Source organism: Prevotella mikamonis, assembly GCF_055381405.1.
The window spans coordinates 1060225-1076344 of sequence record NZ_AP035785.1 but is presented as its reverse complement, the minus strand read 5'-3'; the positions used below and the strand labels follow the sequence as shown (position 1 = coordinate 1076344).

15 protein-coding genes are annotated in these 16120 nt (G+C 46.9%); 10 read left to right on the top strand and 5 right to left on the bottom strand.

All coding sequences use genetic code 11. From position 1 onward, the window contains the following. Positions 1 to 13 precede the first annotated feature (13 nt). Complete coding sequence (locus ACZ42L_RS04700; RefSeq protein WP_464706814.1) at positions 14 to 1414, bottom strand: aminopeptidase P family protein; 1401 nt, start codon at positions 1412 to 1414, stop codon at positions 14 to 16. A gap of 108 nt (positions 1415 to 1522) precedes the next feature. Here ACZ42L_RS04700 and ACZ42L_RS04695 point away from each other — a divergent pair, with 108 nt between their 5' ends. After that, positions 1523 to 2365 carry a patatin-like phospholipase family protein gene (locus ACZ42L_RS04695; protein ID WP_464716773.1) on the top strand — a complete coding sequence of 281 codons (843 nt, stop codon included), beginning with the start codon at positions 1523 to 1525 and terminating at the stop codon, positions 2363 to 2365. 4 nt (positions 2366 to 2369) lie between these two features. Here ACZ42L_RS04695 and trmD read toward each other — a convergent pair whose 3' ends face one another. Further along, on the bottom strand, positions 2370 to 3050 hold the full coding sequence (trmD, locus tag ACZ42L_RS04690; protein WP_464701729.1) for a tRNA (guanosine(37)-N1)-methyltransferase TrmD: 681 nt from the start codon (positions 3048 to 3050) through the stop codon (positions 2370 to 2372). Positions 3051 to 3210: 160 nt separating this feature from the next. Between trmD and ACZ42L_RS04685 the strand changes: the two genes are divergently transcribed. Beyond that, positions 3211 to 3954 carry a nucleoside-specific channel-forming Tsx family protein gene (locus tag ACZ42L_RS04685; RefSeq protein WP_464716772.1) on the top strand — a complete coding sequence of 248 codons (744 nt, stop codon included), beginning with the start codon at positions 3211 to 3213 and terminating at the stop codon, positions 3952 to 3954. A gap of 47 nt (positions 3955 to 4001) precedes the next feature. On the opposite strand, the gene ligA is transcribed toward ACZ42L_RS04685, so the two are convergent. After that, positions 4002 to 5981, bottom strand: a complete 1980-nt coding sequence (gene ligA / locus ACZ42L_RS04680) for an NAD-dependent DNA ligase LigA (RefSeq protein ID WP_464716771.1) — start codon at positions 5979 to 5981, stop codon at positions 4002 to 4004. A gap of 306 nt (positions 5982 to 6287) precedes the next feature. On the opposite strand from ligA, the gene ACZ42L_RS04675 reads away from it, so the two are divergent. Genes ACZ42L_RS04675 through ACZ42L_RS04645 form a run of 7 tightly spaced genes read left to right on the top strand, consistent with a single transcriptional unit; the run spans position 6288 to position 13667 of the window. Further along, complete coding sequence (locus ACZ42L_RS04675) at positions 6288 to 7058, top strand: amidohydrolase (RefSeq protein WP_464701061.1); 771 nt, start codon at positions 6288 to 6290, stop codon at positions 7056 to 7058. A 34-nt stretch (positions 7059 to 7092) separates the two neighbouring features. Continuing rightward, a complete protein-coding gene (locus ACZ42L_RS04670; protein ID WP_464716770.1) occupies positions 7093 to 8691 on the top strand; it encodes a thiamine pyrophosphate-dependent enzyme in 1599 nt (532 codons plus the stop codon). Continuing rightward, positions 8688 to 9266 carry an indolepyruvate oxidoreductase subunit beta gene (locus ACZ42L_RS04665; protein ID WP_464701057.1) on the top strand — a complete coding sequence of 193 codons (579 nt, stop codon included), beginning with the start codon at positions 8688 to 8690 and terminating at the stop codon, positions 9264 to 9266. Before ACZ42L_RS04670 ends, ACZ42L_RS04665 begins: the two co-directional genes overlap by 4 nt. A gap of 3 nt (positions 9267 to 9269) precedes the next feature. Next, positions 9270 to 10583: an aminotransferase class I/II-fold pyridoxal phosphate-dependent enzyme gene (locus ACZ42L_RS04660; protein ID WP_464716769.1), complete on the top strand. Its 1314-nt coding sequence runs from the start codon at positions 9270 to 9272 to the stop codon at positions 10581 to 10583. Positions 10584 to 10596: 13 nt separating this feature from the next. Further along, positions 10597 to 11898 carry a phenylacetate--CoA ligase family protein gene (locus ACZ42L_RS04655; protein ID WP_464716768.1) on the top strand — a complete coding sequence of 434 codons (1302 nt, stop codon included), beginning with the start codon at positions 10597 to 10599 and terminating at the stop codon, positions 11896 to 11898. Continuing rightward, complete coding sequence (locus ACZ42L_RS04650) at positions 11898 to 13211, top strand: phenylacetate--CoA ligase family protein (RefSeq protein WP_464716767.1); 1314 nt, start codon at positions 11898 to 11900, stop codon at positions 13209 to 13211. Before ACZ42L_RS04655 ends, ACZ42L_RS04650 begins: the two co-directional genes overlap by 1 nt. Before the next feature lie 27 nt (positions 13212 to 13238). Then, the gene (locus tag ACZ42L_RS04645; protein ID WP_464716766.1) at positions 13239 to 13667 is read left to right on the top strand and encodes an amino acid-binding protein; all 429 of its coding nucleotides are present in this window, start codon (positions 13239 to 13241) and stop codon (positions 13665 to 13667) included. Between the two features lie 47 nt (positions 13668 to 13714). Here the strand turns inward: ACZ42L_RS04645 and ACZ42L_RS04640 are convergent, their stop codons facing one another. Beyond that, positions 13715 to 14113: a PaaI family thioesterase gene (locus ACZ42L_RS04640; RefSeq protein WP_464701050.1), complete on the bottom strand. Its 399-nt coding sequence runs from the start codon at positions 14111 to 14113 to the stop codon at positions 13715 to 13717. 193 nt (positions 14114 to 14306) lie between these two features. On the opposite strand from ACZ42L_RS04640, the gene ACZ42L_RS04635 reads away from it, so the two are divergent. After that, the gene (locus ACZ42L_RS04635; RefSeq protein WP_464706804.1) at positions 14307 to 14972 is read left to right on the top strand and encodes a B3/B4 domain-containing protein; all 666 of its coding nucleotides are present in this window, start codon (positions 14307 to 14309) and stop codon (positions 14970 to 14972) included. On the opposite strand, the gene ACZ42L_RS04630 is transcribed toward ACZ42L_RS04635, so the two are convergent. Then, on the bottom strand, positions 14969 to 15871 hold the full coding sequence (locus ACZ42L_RS04630; protein ID WP_464701648.1) for a YitT family protein: 903 nt from the start codon (positions 15869 to 15871) through the stop codon (positions 14969 to 14971). The genes ACZ42L_RS04635 and ACZ42L_RS04630 overlap by 4 nt on opposite strands. Between the last annotated feature and the right edge of the window lie 249 nt (positions 15872 to 16120).

Sequence of the window (16120 nt, the reverse complement as noted above, 5' to 3'; positions counted from 1 at the left end):
ATAATATGTATGCTTAATTCTCTGCCATAAAGGCTTCTACATCTTTCGCGTGGTAGGGGATACGGTCCTTGCCTAGGAATCGACAACCGTCTTTCGTGATGAGCAAATCGTCTTCTATACGGATGCCACCGAAATCCTTATAGGTCTCCAGCTTGTCGAAGTTGAGGAATTCATTGCAATGTCCGCTAGCCTTCCAATTATCAATGAGGGCAGGAATGAAGTAGATACCCGGTTCGTCGGTCACCACGAATCCTTCTTCTAATCGACGTCCCATGCGCAGACAGTTGGTTCCGAATTGCTCCAAGTTGGGGCGGGTTTCTTCGTCAAAGCCAACGTTTATTTGGTCAAGTGCCTCCATATCGTGAACATCCATGCCCATCATGTGGCCTAAACCGTGTGGCAGGAACATGGCATGTGCGCCTGCTGCCACCGCTTCGTCAACGTCTCCTTTCATCAAGCCCAGCTCTTTGAGACGTTCTGTCATGAGCCGGCATACGGCAAGGTGTACATCCATATACTTCACTCCGGGTTTGGCAACCTCCAGAGCATAGTCATGACATGCCTCGACTATCGAGTAAATCTCCAGTTGTTTTTGTGTAAACTTTCCGTTCACCGGCATGGTTCGGGTGTTGTCCGAACAATAGTTGTTGATGGTCTCGGCTCCGGCGTCGCACAGTGCAAGGCGTCCTGACTCTAAAACAGCCATAGATGGACTGCCGTGCATGATTTCTCCATGCTGTGTAAATATGGTTGGGAAGCTCACCATAGCACCATACGAATTGGCAATACCGTCGACCTGTCCGCCCACAAACTTCTCTGTCACGCCGGGTTTAGTCAGTCTCATGGCTGTGGTGTGCATCTTATAGCCAATGACAGCGGCACGTTCCAGCTCTTCTATCTCCTGTTCTTCCTTGGTAGAACGCATCTTCACGACTGCTTGAATCAAAGTCATGGATGCTGATTCCTTCTGCTGAACAGGGTGAATGCCTAGTAAATCGAATATCTGAAGCTTAATATCGTAGCGATAGGGGGGCAGGAAGTGAATGGTTCGATGCTGGCGCATAGCCTCATTGCAGATGGTCTTGAGTCCTCTCATAGGCATGGTTTGGTTGATACCGACCTGTGCTGCCATGTCAGAAACACTGTCTACGCTGCCATACCATACGATGTCTTCAATGTCAATATCATTGCCTACCAGCATCTCTGTGTTGTTGTCCACGTCGATAACGCCAACCAAACCGTCTCTGTTCTGTCCGAAATAGTAGAGGAAAGAAGAGTCTTGGCGGAATGGATGATACCCGTTGTTTGGGAAATTACAAGGAGAATCGTTATTGCCGAATAGGATGATGACGCCTGATTTTACGAGTTTTTTCAGCTCATCACGACGTCGTATATATGTATCTTTGTTGAACATGTAACTCGTTTTTTGTAAATTTGCTTGCAAAGTTACGCATTTTTTACTACAATAACGTTATCTTTGCAAGGAAAATCAACGAATAAGTAAGAGATTGAAACGAAAGGAATGTTAATTAATCGAAACACAGGATTGGTGCTGGAGGGTGGTGGTATGCGCGGAGTATTCACAAGTGGAGTACTTGATGCTTTCATGAAACACGGCTTATATTTCCATTATGTCGTGGCAGTATCGGCAGGAGCATGTAATGGTATGTCGTACATGAGTCGTCAACCGCGTCGTGCCAGAATCTCCAATATAGACTATCTGGTTCGTTATGATTATATCGGCATCCGCCATTTGGTGACACAAGGCTGTATATTTGATAGGGATTTGCTTTATGACAGATTTCCCAATCAGCTTCTCCCTTTCGATTTCGACACGTTCTTTCAGTCTTCCGATGTATTCGAAATGGTGACAACTAATTGTAATACGGGATTTCCGATGTATCTGAGTGAGACTCGCGACCATCAGAGACTGTTGGACATCGTTCGTGCTTCAAGCAGTCTGCCTTATGTCAGCAAGATAGTTCCTGTTGACGGTATTCCCATGCTCGATGGGGGAATCGTAGATTCTATTCCTGTAATGCGTGCCGTGGAGACCGGACATCCTACCAATGTGGCTATTCTGACGCGCAATAAAGGTTGGCGAGATACGGGGAAAGACCGTAAAGTTCCGAAGTTTATATATAAGAATTACCCGCGTTTGCGTGTGGCATTGAGTCGCCGGCATATCCTATACAATCAGCAATTAGATATGGTGGATGCCTTGGAGGCATCCGGGCAGTTGGTATGTATCCGCCCCGAACGTCCTCTGGAAGTAGCCAGAATCGAAAAGGATATCAATAAATTGGAGCGACTCTATGAAGAAGGATTTGCGCTGGGCGAGCAGTTTTGTCAAACCTATGCTTGAAAAACTATTTCTTTTTCAGCAAATCAGGGCGTAATTGTTTGGTTCGTTCCCATGCCATGTCAAGCTCCCATTGCTTGATTTTAGCCTCGTTCCCACTGAGTAGAATCTCCGGAACTTTCCATCCTTTGTAGTCGGCAGGGCGTGTATAGATGGGTGCAGCTAGCAAATCGTCCTGAAAGCAGTCGCTCAGTGCACTCTGATCATCGCTGATAGCTCCTGGCAGTAGGCGCACGATGGCATCGGTCATCACCGCGGCAGCAAGCTCACCACCTGTCAACACGTAGTCGCCGATACTGATTTCGCGTGTAATCAAATGGTCGCGAACACGCTGGTCGATACCTTTGTAGTGGCCACAGAGAATAATCAGGTTGCCCTTCATGCTGAGATCATTGGCCACATGCTGGTTGAATTGTTCACCATCGGGACTGGTAAATATAACCTCATCATAGTCGCGCTCGGCTTTCAGTGCAGAGATACAGCGGTCTATAGGCTCGCATTGCATCACCATGCCGGCAAAACCACCATACGGATAATCGTCTATGCGTCGCCATTTATCAAGCGTATAGTCGCGCAGATTGTGCAAATGAATCTCTACGATGTCGTTCTTTTGTGCTCTGGCCAGAATAGATTCGTTGATGAATCCTTCGAGCATATCGGGTAGTACGGTGATAATGTCTATTCTCATGGATGCAAAGTTAGCAATTTTTCTTCGTTTTTTATTTTCCAGCGTTGCCGAAGTGATAGAATTGAGGCCTTTTCTTGTCTTTTTGTTCGTTTTATACCTAAAGTGTGAAATATTTTATATAATTTTGCAAAAATTAGTAATCAAACTTTTTAAACATCGTATGAAAAAGCATCTACTTGTAGCCATATTCTCAATGGCTGGTGTTCTTGGTGGATTTGCACAGAACGTTCAACTCCATTATGATTTAGGTCATTCACTCAGCAAGGAACTAACCAATCGTCCGAGTGTGACCACAACGGTCGAAATGTTTAAGCCAGACAGATGGGGTAGTACCTTCTTATTTACTGATATAGACTATCAGAGAGAGGGTGTTGCTGGCGCTTATTGGGAAATAGCACGCGAATTTAACGTGTCAAAGAACAAGCAGTGGGCTGCTCATATAGAGTATAACGGTGGGTTGTCCAGTAAAGAAGACTCATGGAATGCTACTCGTTTCCAGCATGCAGTGTTGCTTGGTGGAGCTTGGAACTGGCACAGTGGCGATTTCTCCAAGACATTCTCAGTTCAGGCCATGTATAAATACTATTTCAAGAACAAGCACTTCAATGCCCATCCATTCAGCGGTTTCCAGCTGACGGAGGTTTGGGGACTCACTTTTGCCAAGGGCTTGTGTACCTTTAGTGGTTTCTGTGATGTCTGGTACGACCCGAATGTAAAAGGTAAACTCATATTCTTGACAGAACCGCAATTCTGGTTCAATCTCAACACATTAAAAGGTATGAAAGATGTGAATCTGAGTTTAGGTACGGAGGTAGAGCTTTCCAAGAACTTTGTTTGGAATACAAAGGGTGAGAACGATAAGTTCTATGCCATCCCAACGATTGCTGCCAAGTGGACATTCTAAATAGAAAAGTGCACCATTTCCATGAGAGATGGTGCACTTTTTGTTTTCTATTCATTCCCGAATTGTTCGATGAAATCGTCTTCCGACAGAATGGGAATACCCAGTTGTTGTGCTTTCTGATTCTTGCCCGATGTAGAATTGACGTCGTTATTAATCAGGTAGTTGGTCGATTTGCTGACACTTCCCGTCACTTTGCCACCTTGACTTTCGATGTAGGCTTTTAGCTCGTTACGGTTTTTATAATGATGCACATCGCCCGTAACGACGAATACCATGTCTTTGCACTTCTCTCCTGCCGCCTCTTGGCGTTCTTGTGTGATGGTGAGTTCGGCCATCAGGTGTCTGACTATCAGCTGATTTTCTTCTTCCTTCATCCAGTTTACGAACGAAGCTGATTTCTCCGGACCGATGCCGTCGATACTTGCGAAGTGGTCTGTAGCATCTGTTTCTATAGCTATAGAGATAAGGTCGTCCAGCGCATAGGCATTGAGCAGACGTTTACAGACATCCTGTCCCACCATTGGGATGGTCAGGGCGTAGAGCAGTCGGCGTGCTTCCACGGTGCGAGCCTTCTCTATCGACTTCAGGATATTGTCTACCGACTTTGCACCAAACCCTTCCAATACCGACATTTCCTGCCTATATTCAGCCAGATGGTAGAGGTCGGCATACTCTTTAATCCATCCTAGATTAATGAATTTGGCAACCGTCTGTTCAGAGATACCATCTATGTTCAATCCTTCTTTCGATACCAGTCGGGCAAATTTCTTGAGTTGTTTTGCCGGACATTGCGTGTTGGTGCAGTGCAATGTCTTCGTACCACTGCTTTCGCTGATTGTTACTTCTGTGGCATGATGGCATACCGGACATTCGCCTGGAATTTCAAATTCTCCAATCGTTTCTGACACTTGGATGACTTTAGGTATAATCTTATTGGCCTTGATGACCGAGATCACGCTCCCAGGACCGCCGATTCCCAGTCGTTCGCATTCGCTGATATTGCATAGCGATGCTCGTTTGACGGTAGTACCCTCAAGCTCTACAGGCTTGAATACCGCCACTGGTGAAATCGTACTGGCAGCACACGACCATTCAATGTGGTCCAATTCTGTCGTGGCAGCTTCGTCCTGCCATTTGAAAGCATAGCCGGCGCGTGTGGCATGATGGCCGGTTACCGAACCGGTTGCAGCATATTCTGTATCGTCAAACGTAATGACAAGTCCGTCTACAGGGTAGGGACACCGCTTGCCTATTACCTTTTCCGTCCATTTGTCAATCGTGTGTTGAACGTTTTCGAGTGTCGGTGTGTCGATGAGTTCGCGCTCTACGGAGCTGAATCCTAGCTGGTCGAGCAGTGCCATACGTTTTCCCCACGATGCAATTTCTTCATCGCAATATACCAATGTGAATGGTTTCCACTGGATGTGGCGCAGTTTTACCTCCTCAGGGTCTTTGAGTGTAAGCGAGCCGGAAGCCAGATTGCGCGGATTGGCATATTCTTCCTCGGCCTCTATATTGAATTGCTCAAAGTCCTCGTAGGATATAACAGCTTCGCCACGAATCACAATGTGTCCTTTGGCCTGAATCTTTGGTGGGATTCCATTGATGGCACTGGCCAGATGGGTGATGTTCGTCCCGATGTGTCCATTGCCCCGCGTTACTACCTTGGTAAGTTTTCCGTCGTCGTAGGTAGCTACGAGCGTCAGTCCGTCGAGCTTCCACGAAATCCAGATAGGGCGCATTTCGGCCCATTTCACCAAGTCTTGGGGCAGCTTGGTCTTTGCCAGCGAGAGCGCAGAAAATTCGTGTTCTTCTTTCTGCCCGGTGATGTTGTCTTCCGAAACCTTGCTGGTAGGACTGCCGGGAAGCACTTCACCGGTTTCCTCCTCTAGTTTCTTCAATTCGTCGAACATGGCATCCCACTCATAATCGGTCATGAGTTCGCCCTGTCCGTTGTAATATGCTTCCGATGCCTGATTGAGTCTGTCTATCAACTCCTGCATCTGTATGGTCTTGTCGTTGCTCATTGTTTTTATATATAGTGCTTCAAAGATAGCGCAAAACAATCAAATGAGCAAATAACTGAAATAGTAATTGTATGAGACCATAATCTCAGCGGTTTACTGCAGAGGCTCGGCAACTTTGCTGTTCGGGCTTGTCAGCACTGCTGTTTGGCCTTTGCAGTGATGCTGCTGTGGCCCTGCACAAAAATGAGGTGTTCAATACCTGAAGACTATATTTATCGTTTGAAATTGTATTAATCTATCTGATTGTTGCTTGGTTTGGTTAAGTTTGTGTATATTTGCAATCAATTTAGCTTAAATACCTTAAAAATGAAAGTAGCAATATTGCAAATGAATATAATTTGGAACAATCCGTCGGCCAATGTAAAGGCTGCTGATGAATTGATAAGCCAACTGCCCCCATCCGATCTCTATGTTTTGCCAGAGATGTTCTCTACAGGTTTTGCCACTCATCCGGAGGGCATTGCAGAGAGCGACGATAGCGAGACGCTGCACTGGATGCAGCGCAAGGCGGCTGCCTGCAATGCTGCCATAGCTGGCTCGGTGGCTGTGACGGATGGCAAGCAATATTATAATCGTTTCTATTTTGTGAAGCCCGATGGCAGTGTTACCTACTATAATAAGCGCCACCTATTTACATATAGTGGCGAAGACAAGGAATTCACTCGTGGTGAAGAGCGTGTGGTGGTGGAGTTTCGCGGTGTGAGGTTCTTACTCGAAGTGTGCTACGACCTTCGTTTCCCTGTTTGGAGTCGCAATCGTGGCGACTACGATGCCATGCTGTATGTAGCCAGTTGGCCTGTTCCGCGTGTGGGTGCATGGAGTTCGTTGCTGGTGGCTCGTGCTATCGAAAACCAGTGCTATGTGGTTGGTGTCAACAGAGTTGGCACCGACCCGTCGTGCGAATATAATGGTGCATCGGTCGTATTAGACCCCTATGGTATGCCCCTTGTGGCTTGTGAAAAGGGGAAAGCATGTGCCGAGATAGCAGAAATAGATATGGAAGGATTGGAGGCTTTTCGGCAGAAGTTTCCTGTTATCAATGATGCAGACAGCTTTTTGTTGCAAGGTGAAGATTGAATCGTAAGGAGATCAATAAAAACATTATACAAGAATGGCTGAAAGAAGATTATTATTAGGCGACGAGGCCTTGGCGTTGGGTGCTATCCATGCCGGACTTTCAGGTGTGTATGCTTATCCCGGTACGCCATCGACGGAGATTACCGAGTTTATACAGGCTAACGCACTGGCTCGCGAACGTGGCATTCGCAGTAAATGGTGTACCAATGAGAAGACTGCTATGGAAGCGGCTCTCGGTATGTCGTATGCCGGGAAGCGAGCCTTGGTGTGTATGAAACATGTGGGAATGAATGTGGCTGCCGATGCTTTTGTTAATTCGGCCATCACAGGTGTGAACGGAGGAGTGGTTGTGCTGGTGGCCGACGACCCGTCGATGCACTCTTCGCAGAATGAGCAAGACACGCGTTTCTATGGTAAATTTGCGATGGTTCCCATCTTCGAACCGTCCAATCAGCAAGAAACATACGATATGATGAAGGAGGCTTTTGACCTCTCAGAGCGCTTGAAAGAGCCTGTACTGATGCGTCTGGTCACTCGTCTGGCCCATTCTCGTGCAGCAGTGGAGGAGAAGTATCTGTTGGAACAGAATGAACTGAATCCTTATTTAGGGCGCGATTGGGTGTTGCTGCCTGCTATTGCCCGTCGTCGCTATGCAGCCTTGCTCGACAAGCAGGCTGATATGGAAGAGGCTGCCGAAGTCTCCGCGTTTAATGTCTTTGAGCAGAAGGGCGGTCGGGGACTTGGTATTGTGGCTTGCGGTATAGGTTATAACTATGTGAAGGAGTTTGCACCGGTCGATGCTTCTATCTTGAAAATATCGCAATATCCATTGCCGATAGCCCAAATCAAGGCGTTGGCGGCAGAGAGCGGTGAGATTCTTGTGGTGGAAGACGGACAGCCGGTAGTGGAAGAACAGCTGCATGCCATTCTTGGAGCAGACTATCCTATCAGCGGGCGGTTGACCGGACGACTGCCCCGCACAGGCGAGTTGACGCCCGACAATGTGGCTGCTGCATTGGGAAAACAGCTTGAAGCACCTTTTGCTGCGGCCCGGAATCTGGTTCCGCGTCCTCCTGCACTTTGTCCCGGATGTGGTCATCGCGATGTGTATAAGGCTTTGAACGAAGTTGCCGCTGAGTATCCTGACCACCGAATCTTCGGTGATATCGGTTGCTATACACTGGGTGCGCTGCCTCCGTTTGCAGCTTTGGCCAGTTGTGTGGATATGGGAGCTTCTATCACGATGGCAAAGGGAGCTGCCGATGCCGGTCTGTTTCCGGCCATTGCAGTGATAGGCGACTCTACGTTTACACACTCTGGCATGACAGGATTGCTCGATGCTGTGAATGAAAATGCCAATATTACCGTGGTGATTTCCGACAATCTTACGACAGCCATGACGGGTGGGCAGGACTCTGCCGGAACGAATAAGTTTGAACAGATATGTATAGGCCTTGGTGTCGAACCGGAACATGTGCGTGTAGTTGTGCCGTTGGCTAAGAATATGGAAGAGATTACGCGTGTCATTCGCGAGGAAATCAATTACAAAGGAGTGTCGGTCATCATTCCGCGTCGTGAATGTGTGCAGACGTTAACTCGTAAAAATCGCAATAAACAAGCTGAGAAGAAATGAAGAAAGACATTATATTATCAGGTGTAGGAGGACAGGGAATCCTCTCGATAGCTACGATTATCGGTGAGGCTGCAACCGAAGCTGGAGTGAATCTGAAACAGGCCGAGGTGCATGGTATGAGCCAGCGTGGTGGCGATGTACAGAGTAACTTGCGCTTGAGTACGGAGATTATCTATAGTGACCTGCTGACACAGGGGGGAGCTGACCTTATTATCTCGATGGAACCGATGGAAGCCTTGCGCTATCTCACTTATCTGGGTGAGAACGGATGGATAATCACGTCTTCAAACCCATTTGTGAATATCCCAAACTACCCTGATCAGCAACAGATTCTTGACGAGTTGCTGACACTGCCACACGTGAAGATGGCGAATATCGACGACATTGCGAAGGAGAACCATACGCCACGTGGTGCTAATATGGTGCTTTTGGGTATGGCTGCACCTTATATAGAGATAGTCAGCGTGGAGCAGTTGCGCAGCGCCATAGCCCGTGTTTTCGCCCGGAAAGGTGAACAGGTGGTCAGTGATAACCTCAAGGCTTTTGATTTAGGTGTAGCTTTGGTAAAGGAATAAGTCATGAAGTTGTTTAATGAAGAATTGGTAGAGAAGGCTTGCCACGATATGAATGTTGCCGATTTGAGTATCGCAACAATCGGTGAAGTGTTGCTGGTGGCACAATATTTGGAGAAGGAAACGGGCATTCCGTTTATCCGCATGGATCAAGGTTCGCCCGGATTACCGGTCAATCAGTATGGTGTTGAGGCCGAGAAAGCTGCACTTGATCGCGGTGTGGGGTCGCAATATCCCGCTGCTGCGGGTATTCCTGAACTGAAGAAAGCTGCATCCGACTTCGTCAAGGCATTTATCAATGTGGATATTTCTCCGCGTTCGTGTGTGCCTACGACGGGTTCTGTGGCTGGCTCGTTCGCCTCGTTTATTGCTTGTACACAGCGCTTGAAGGGCAAGGACAAGGTACTCTTTATAGATCCTGGTTTTCCTATACAGAAATCACAGCTGCGTATTTTGGGAATCGGTTGGCGCGAATTCGACATCTATCAGTATCGGGGTGTGGCGTTGCGTGGGAAGTTGGAAGACGAGTTAAAAGGTGGCGATATTGCCGCTATCGTCTATTCCAATCCTAATAACCCGGCTTGGATATGTCTGGATGAGACAGAATTACAGATAATAGGAGAGTTGGCAACGAAGTATGATGCCATTGTTACGGAAGATTTGGCATACTTCTGTATGGATTATCGGCGCGATTTGGGGCATCCTTACGAGCCACCCTTTGTACCGACGGTGGCCAGATATACCGATAACTATATGCTGATGTTGTCGTCGTCAAAGATATTTAGCTATGCCGGTCAGCGCATGGCATTGACTTGTATCAGCGATAAGCTCTTCGAGAGGCATTATCCTGCACTTGCCGAAAGATACCATGATGCCGGTGTGTTCGGGCAGACTTTCATCGCGTCTATCCTTTATATGATTACAAGTGGGTGCACGGCTTCCACCCAGTATGGCTATGCCGAGATGTTGAAGTTGTCGTGTGAGGGCAAAATCAACTTTGTAGAGGATACACGGGAATACGAACACAGGGCAGCAAAGATGAAGAAAATATTCACAGAGAACGGTTTCCATATCGTTTATGATAAGGATGTAAATCAGCAAGTAGGTGATGGCTTCTTCTTCACTATCGGTTATGGAAAGATGACCGGAGGTGAACTGCTGAAAGAATTGATGTACTATGGCGTGAGCAGCATATCGCTTTCCACTACCGGTAGTGAGCAATATGGGGTTCGGGCCTGTGTCAGCAGAATGAAGGATGAACTCTATCCTGTCATGGAAGAACGTATGAAGGCATTTAAAGCTGATCATCCTGTAATGTAAGGGAGGTAACATCATGATTTGGAATCTCAATAAAGAGACAATGGGGCGTGATGAAATGAACGCCTTGCAAGGGAAACGTCTGCATAAGATAGTAGATTATGTCTATCATAATGTGCCTTTCTATCGGAACAAATTGCAGGCAATGGATATTACCCCCGATGATATTCAGACGATAGAAGATATACGCAAGTTACCGTTTACGACCAAGCAAGACCTGCGAGATAATTACCCTTTCGGGCTACAGGCAGCTCCGCAGAGCGAAATTGTACGTGTACATGCGTCTACCGGAACTACGGGTAATCCGACGATAGTGGGCTATACGCGTAAGGATATAGGTGTGTGGAGTGAGTGTATGTCGCGGTGTCTGACCGCTTATGGGGTTACGAGAGATGATACTTTCTCCGTGGCTTATGGCTATGGACTGTTTACTGGTGGACTTGGTGCGCACTATGGTGTTGAGAATCTTGGAGCAACAGTGGTTCCGGCATCAACCGGAAATACGGAGAAGCATATTCGATTGATTCACGACTTGGGCATCACAGGTATTGCATGTACGCCTTCTTATGCGCTGCATTTGGCTGAGACAATGGAGAAGATGGGGATTGGACGTGATGAATTGAAGCTGAAAATCGGGGCATTCGGGGCTGAACCGTGGACAGAAAACATGCGTAATGAAATAGAAAACAGGCTTGGGTTGGATGGTTTTAACATCTATGGATTGAGTGAAATCATGGGGCCTTGTGTGAGTTATGAATGCCAATGCAAGCATGGTTCGCATGTTAACGAAGATCATTTCTTTCCCGAAGTAATCAATCCCGATACACTCGAACCATTGCTTTACGGCGAGATGGGCGAATTGGTGTTCACCACACTGACCAAGGAGGGCATGCCGTTACTGCGTTATCGCACTCGTGACCTCTGTACATTGGATAATCAGGTGTGTGATTGTGGGCGTACTTCGGTCAGAATGGGCCGTATCATGGGTAGAAGTGACGACATGTTGATTATCCGTGGTATCAATGTGTTCCCGTCGCAGGTGGAGAGTGTAATCTTGAGTCAGGAGGAATTTGAACCTCAATATAAGCTGATTATAGACAGGGTAGACAATCTTGACAGATTGAAAGTACAGGTGGAGCTACGTAATGATTTCTTTACTGACGACATGGGACGTCTGGCCGAGTTGGAAAATCAGCTGGCTAATAAGTTGAAGAGCGTATTGAGCATTCGCGCGAAAGTACAGCTGTTGCCATCAGGTAGTCTTGAACGCAGCGAAGGTAAGAGTAAACGAGTGATAGATAAACGAATACTGCAATAATGAAAAACATTTCTGAATACTTTAATCCTGAGATGGAGACGCTTACACGTCCCCAGATAGAGGAGTTGCAATTGGCCCGGTTGAAGAAGACGGTGGCTCATTGTATGAACTCGGCATTCTATAAGAAGAGGTTTGATGAGGCCGGTCTGAAGCCGGAAGATATTAAGACTCTGGATGACTTGCGTCGTATTCCTTTTACGACCAAGCAGGATTTGCGTGATACTTATCCGTTTGGCATGGCATCAGTTACGTTGGACGAATGTGTGAGATTACACTCTTCGAGCGGTACGACAGGTAATCCGACCGTTATTTTACACACGCAGAAAGACCTGGATGAATGGGCCAATGCCGTGGCACGATGTCTATGGATGGTCGGTTGTCGCCCGGACGATGTGTTTCAGAACACTTCGGGCTACGGCATGTTTACCGGTGGACTCGGTTTCCAGTATGGTGCTGAGCATCTAGGAATGCTTACCGTACCCGCTGCGGCAGGGAATACACGTCGCCAATTGAAGTTTTTTATAGATTTCGGAACGACAGTTGTGCATGCCATTCCTAGTTATGCTGCCCGTATTTATGAAGTGATGGAGGCAGAGGACATCGTTCCTGGCCGTGATACAAAGTTGCGCACACTCATTATTGGGGCTGAGCCGCATAGTGAAGAGCAACGCAGGCGTATCGAGAAGATGCTTGGAGTGAAAGCGTATAATTCGTTTGGAATGTCCGAGATGTGTGGTCCTGGTGTGGCATTTGAGTGTCAGGAACAGAATGGTCTGCACATCTGGGAAGATTATTATATTGTGGAAATCGTAGACCCGGAGACACTTGAGCCGGTACCGGACGGCGAGTATGGTGAATTGGTCCTGACTACTATCAACCGCGAAGCGATGCCGTTGTTACGCTATCGTACACGCGATTTGACGCGTATCATGCCGGGTGAGTGTCCATGTGGACGTCACCATAAGCGTCTGGACCGTATGAAAGGTCGCAGTGATGATATGATGATTGTCAAGGGTGTGAATATATTCCCCATCCAGATAGAAACAGTCTTGATGCAGTTTAAGGAACTGGGCACTGATTACTTAATCACATTAGAAACTCTGGAGGACAATGATGCCATGACGGTAGAGGTGGAATTGGCTCAACTCTTTACCGACGATTACGGCCGTCTGCACGAGTTGACACGCGAAATCACGCGGAGATTGAAGGACGAAATATTACTCACACCGCGTGTGAAACTTGTTCCGAAGGGCGCATTACCGCAATCTGAGGGCAAGGCCGTGCGTGTCAGAGATCTGCGCAAGCATTACTAGAATATGTATCTTTAATATACTTATTATATGACAATCAATCAATTATCAATCTTTATAGAGAATAAGGCCGGCACATTGGTTAAGGTCTTGAAGTTGTTAAAGGAAGCAGAGATTCAGTTGATAGCCTCTACTATCGCTGATACTGTCGAGTATGGTATTTGTCGCATTATCTGTAGTGAGCCGCTCAAGGCTTACAAGATGTTGAAAAACCATGGCGTTTCTGTGGCATTGTCTGATGTCTTTGCTCTCGAACTGGACAATAAGCCTGGCTGTGCAGCTGATGCTATCGAAATCTTTGCCCAGGAAAACGTAGGATTGACCTATCTCTATTCATTCCTGCTCAATGGTAAAGGGGTGCTGATATTCCGTACCGACAATGCGGAGAAAGCCAAGGAAATCATCATCCTGAACAAGTTGGCATTCATTGCAGAGAAAGACCTTTCCTTGTTGGTATAAGAAAGACGAAGGGACTAATCATGAATGGTTAGTCCCTTTGTTGCTTTTTAAAAGTTTATATCGACGTCTTTCCTGTATCCGCTTGATGTAAAGACGCATAAAAGCTCATTATCCTCATTCGTAATCTTCACTTCTGCAAATGGCATCCGGTGATGATTGACCAGTTCTTTGGCCTCTGCATACACGTAGCCTTCGGTTGCAGATTTGATATAAGTGATGTTGGCAGAGGTCGACAACGTCAGTTTACGATGGCTGTTGACAGCTGCGGCAAAGGCAAGGTCGGCCATTGTAAACAATGCACCGCCTTGGCATACGCCACCGGCATTTAAGTGTTGCGGAGTTACTTTCATTCTTACGCGGGCATATCCCTCTTTCAGTTCGAGCAACTCTACACCTACGAGCGCTGCAAATTTATCTTGTTCGAAGAAACCTTTTAATTTTTCCATTGTCCTTATCTATATATTACGGTAGAATTCTACATCTGTGTTGAATCTGCCTTGGCGAAGTTACGAAGAAAAAGCGAGATATTCCTATTCGGCTCATAAATAGTGTATGAAGGTAGATGAACAGCAGCTTGGCAACCTGAAAAGTTTCATATAACTTCGAGAATGTTTGATAGCTTTTCCGTAAATTTGCAACATGAAGATGATAGTAGGAAAAGAAATAGAGCAGGTGTGTCCGCAGTTTGTGGGCGCATATATAGAAGCACAGGTGGTTAACACAGCCTATTGCCAACCTCTGTGGGAGGAAATCCATCGGTTAGGTGAGCATTATCGCGCAACATTGACAACCGAGCAACTGAAAGAAATCAGTGGTATTGCCGCTACCCGTAAGGTATATAGGGCCTGCGGAAAAGATCCTTCGCGCTATCGTCCGGCTGCCGAAGCACTTATCAGGCGTGTGTTGCAGTCAAAGCAACTCTATCAGCGAGATACGCTGGTCGACCTGATTAATCTCGCCAGTATGGCTTTCGGCTACAGCATAGGAGGTTTCGACGCCGATAAGTTTGTAGGCGATACCCTGCAATTAGGGGTGGGACGTGAAGGTGAACTCTATGAAGGCATTGGCCGAGGATTCATCAATATAGCCGGATTACCCGTTTATCGCGACGGTGAAGGAGGTGTCGGAACACCCACCAGCGACCATGAACGAACCAAAATCAACATGGAAACATGCCGTCTGGCTGTCATTATCAATGGTTATGACGGCCATGAAAAGCGGGTATGCGAGAATGCGGAGTTCGTTCAGGCACTGCTACGCAAGTATGCCGGGAGCGATGGGGGCGATTATTTCCTCTTCCGTTAAGCCTTTGCTTTCTTCTGTTTGGACATGCCGGTCTTGAATGTATCAAAGCCATTGCCGTATACTCCGATAACATTACTCTGAGAGACGAATGCCAGTGGGTCTATCTCGTTGATGATATGGAAGATGACTCCCGACTCTCTTTTCTTTGCCAGGATGAACAGCATCTTCACTTCGCGGCCGGAATAGAAGCCGTGCGCGTCGATGACGGTTGCTCCTCGGTGGGGTGATACATTGATGCGGCTTGCAATCTCCTGATATTTGTCCGAGATGATGAAGAACTGTACGGAACGGCGCATACTGTTGACTACGAGGTCTATGCAGAATGCTGCCACCCAAAGAACCACATAACCGTAGATTACCTGTTCAAAGTTGTGGAATACAAAGTAGCTCGACGAGATGATAAAGATGTCGCATATCATGATGACACGTCCCAAGGATATGTCTTTGTATTTGTTGATGATAGCCGCGATGATATCCGTTCCGCCCGTGCTGCCATTAAAGGAGAAGCCGAGACCGACACCGCTTCCGCAGAAGATGGCACCGATAATACTGGCCATGAAGGGTTGGTCTTCCAGCAAATGCACATGAACGTAATTCCTGAAGACTGCTGTTAAGACCGTCAATGCAAATACTGCAAAAATGGTCTTTATACAGAATTTCAGACCAAGTATGCGCAGTGCGATGACCAGTAGGATGGCATTCAGGGTGAAATAAGTATACTGTACCGGAATACCAAGCCCCCAATAGATGACCGACGAAATACCGGGAACACCATTGGTCGTAATGTTATTGGGCAGTAGGAATATAGTCCATCCTATTACATAGGATACCATTCCGATAAGAATCATGAGATAGTCTTTAATCTCATTGGTAAGAGCACGTCTGTCAGTTCTTAGCATTGTCATTTCAGTACATTAAATGTTGTTTATCTTGGTCAGTCAGTGTTTCATGTTATAAAGACGGTGCAAAGGTACACTATTTTTGATATTTCCATCCTTTCTGAGTCCTTTTTTTCTGTATTATCAGCTTGATTGTATTTCGGGCGTAAATATCTCAGATTTGTGCAGGGCTTTGGCAGCATTGCTGCCTAGGCTCGGCAACACTGCTGTTTGGGCCTTGCAGCGACGCTGCAAAGCCTTTGCAGTAAA

What these genes read in the sequence shown, in the direction of transcription:
- ACZ42L_RS04660 (WP_464716769.1), top strand. Translation starts at nt 9,270, where the DNA reads ATGAAGTTGTTTAATGAAGAATTGGTAGAGAAGGCTTGCCACGATATG.
- ligA (WP_464716771.1), bottom strand. Translation starts at nt 5,981, where the DNA reads ATGAGCAACGACAAGACCATACAGATGCAGGAGTTGATAGACAGACTC.
- ACZ42L_RS04655 (WP_464716768.1), top strand. Translation starts at nt 10,597, where the DNA reads ATGATTTGGAATCTCAATAAAGAGACAATGGGGCGTGATGAAATGAAC.
- trmD (WP_464701729.1), bottom strand. Translation starts at nt 3,050, where the DNA reads ATGAGAATAGACATTATCACCGTACTACCCGATATGCTCGAAGGATTC.
- ACZ42L_RS04675 (WP_464701061.1), top strand. Translation starts at nt 6,288, where the DNA reads ATGAAAGTAGCAATATTGCAAATGAATATAATTTGGAACAATCCGTCG.
- ACZ42L_RS04630 (WP_464701648.1), bottom strand. Translation starts at nt 15,871, where the DNA reads ATGCTAAGAACTGACAGACGTGCTCTTACCAATGAGATTAAAGACTAT.
- ACZ42L_RS04665 (WP_464701057.1), top strand. Translation starts at nt 8,688, where the DNA reads ATGAAGAAAGACATTATATTATCAGGTGTAGGAGGACAGGGAATCCTC.
- ACZ42L_RS04695 (WP_464716773.1), top strand. Translation starts at nt 1,523, where the DNA reads ATGTTAATTAATCGAAACACAGGATTGGTGCTGGAGGGTGGTGGTATG.
- ACZ42L_RS04700 (WP_464706814.1), bottom strand. Translation starts at nt 1,414, where the DNA reads ATGTTCAACAAAGATACATATATACGACGTCGTGATGAGCTGAAAAAA.
- ACZ42L_RS04670 (WP_464716770.1), top strand. Translation starts at nt 7,093, where the DNA reads ATGGCTGAAAGAAGATTATTATTAGGCGACGAGGCCTTGGCGTTGGGT.
- ACZ42L_RS04640 (WP_464701050.1), bottom strand. Translation starts at nt 14,113, where the DNA reads ATGGAAAAATTAAAAGGTTTCTTCGAACAAGATAAATTTGCAGCGCTC.
- ACZ42L_RS04650 (WP_464716767.1), top strand. Translation starts at nt 11,898, where the DNA reads ATGAAAAACATTTCTGAATACTTTAATCCTGAGATGGAGACGCTTACA.
- ACZ42L_RS04685 (WP_464716772.1), top strand. Translation starts at nt 3,211, where the DNA reads ATGAAAAAGCATCTACTTGTAGCCATATTCTCAATGGCTGGTGTTCTT.
- ACZ42L_RS04645 (WP_464716766.1), top strand. Translation starts at nt 13,239, where the DNA reads ATGACAATCAATCAATTATCAATCTTTATAGAGAATAAGGCCGGCACA.
- ACZ42L_RS04635 (WP_464706804.1), top strand. Translation starts at nt 14,307, where the DNA reads ATGAAGATGATAGTAGGAAAAGAAATAGAGCAGGTGTGTCCGCAGTTT.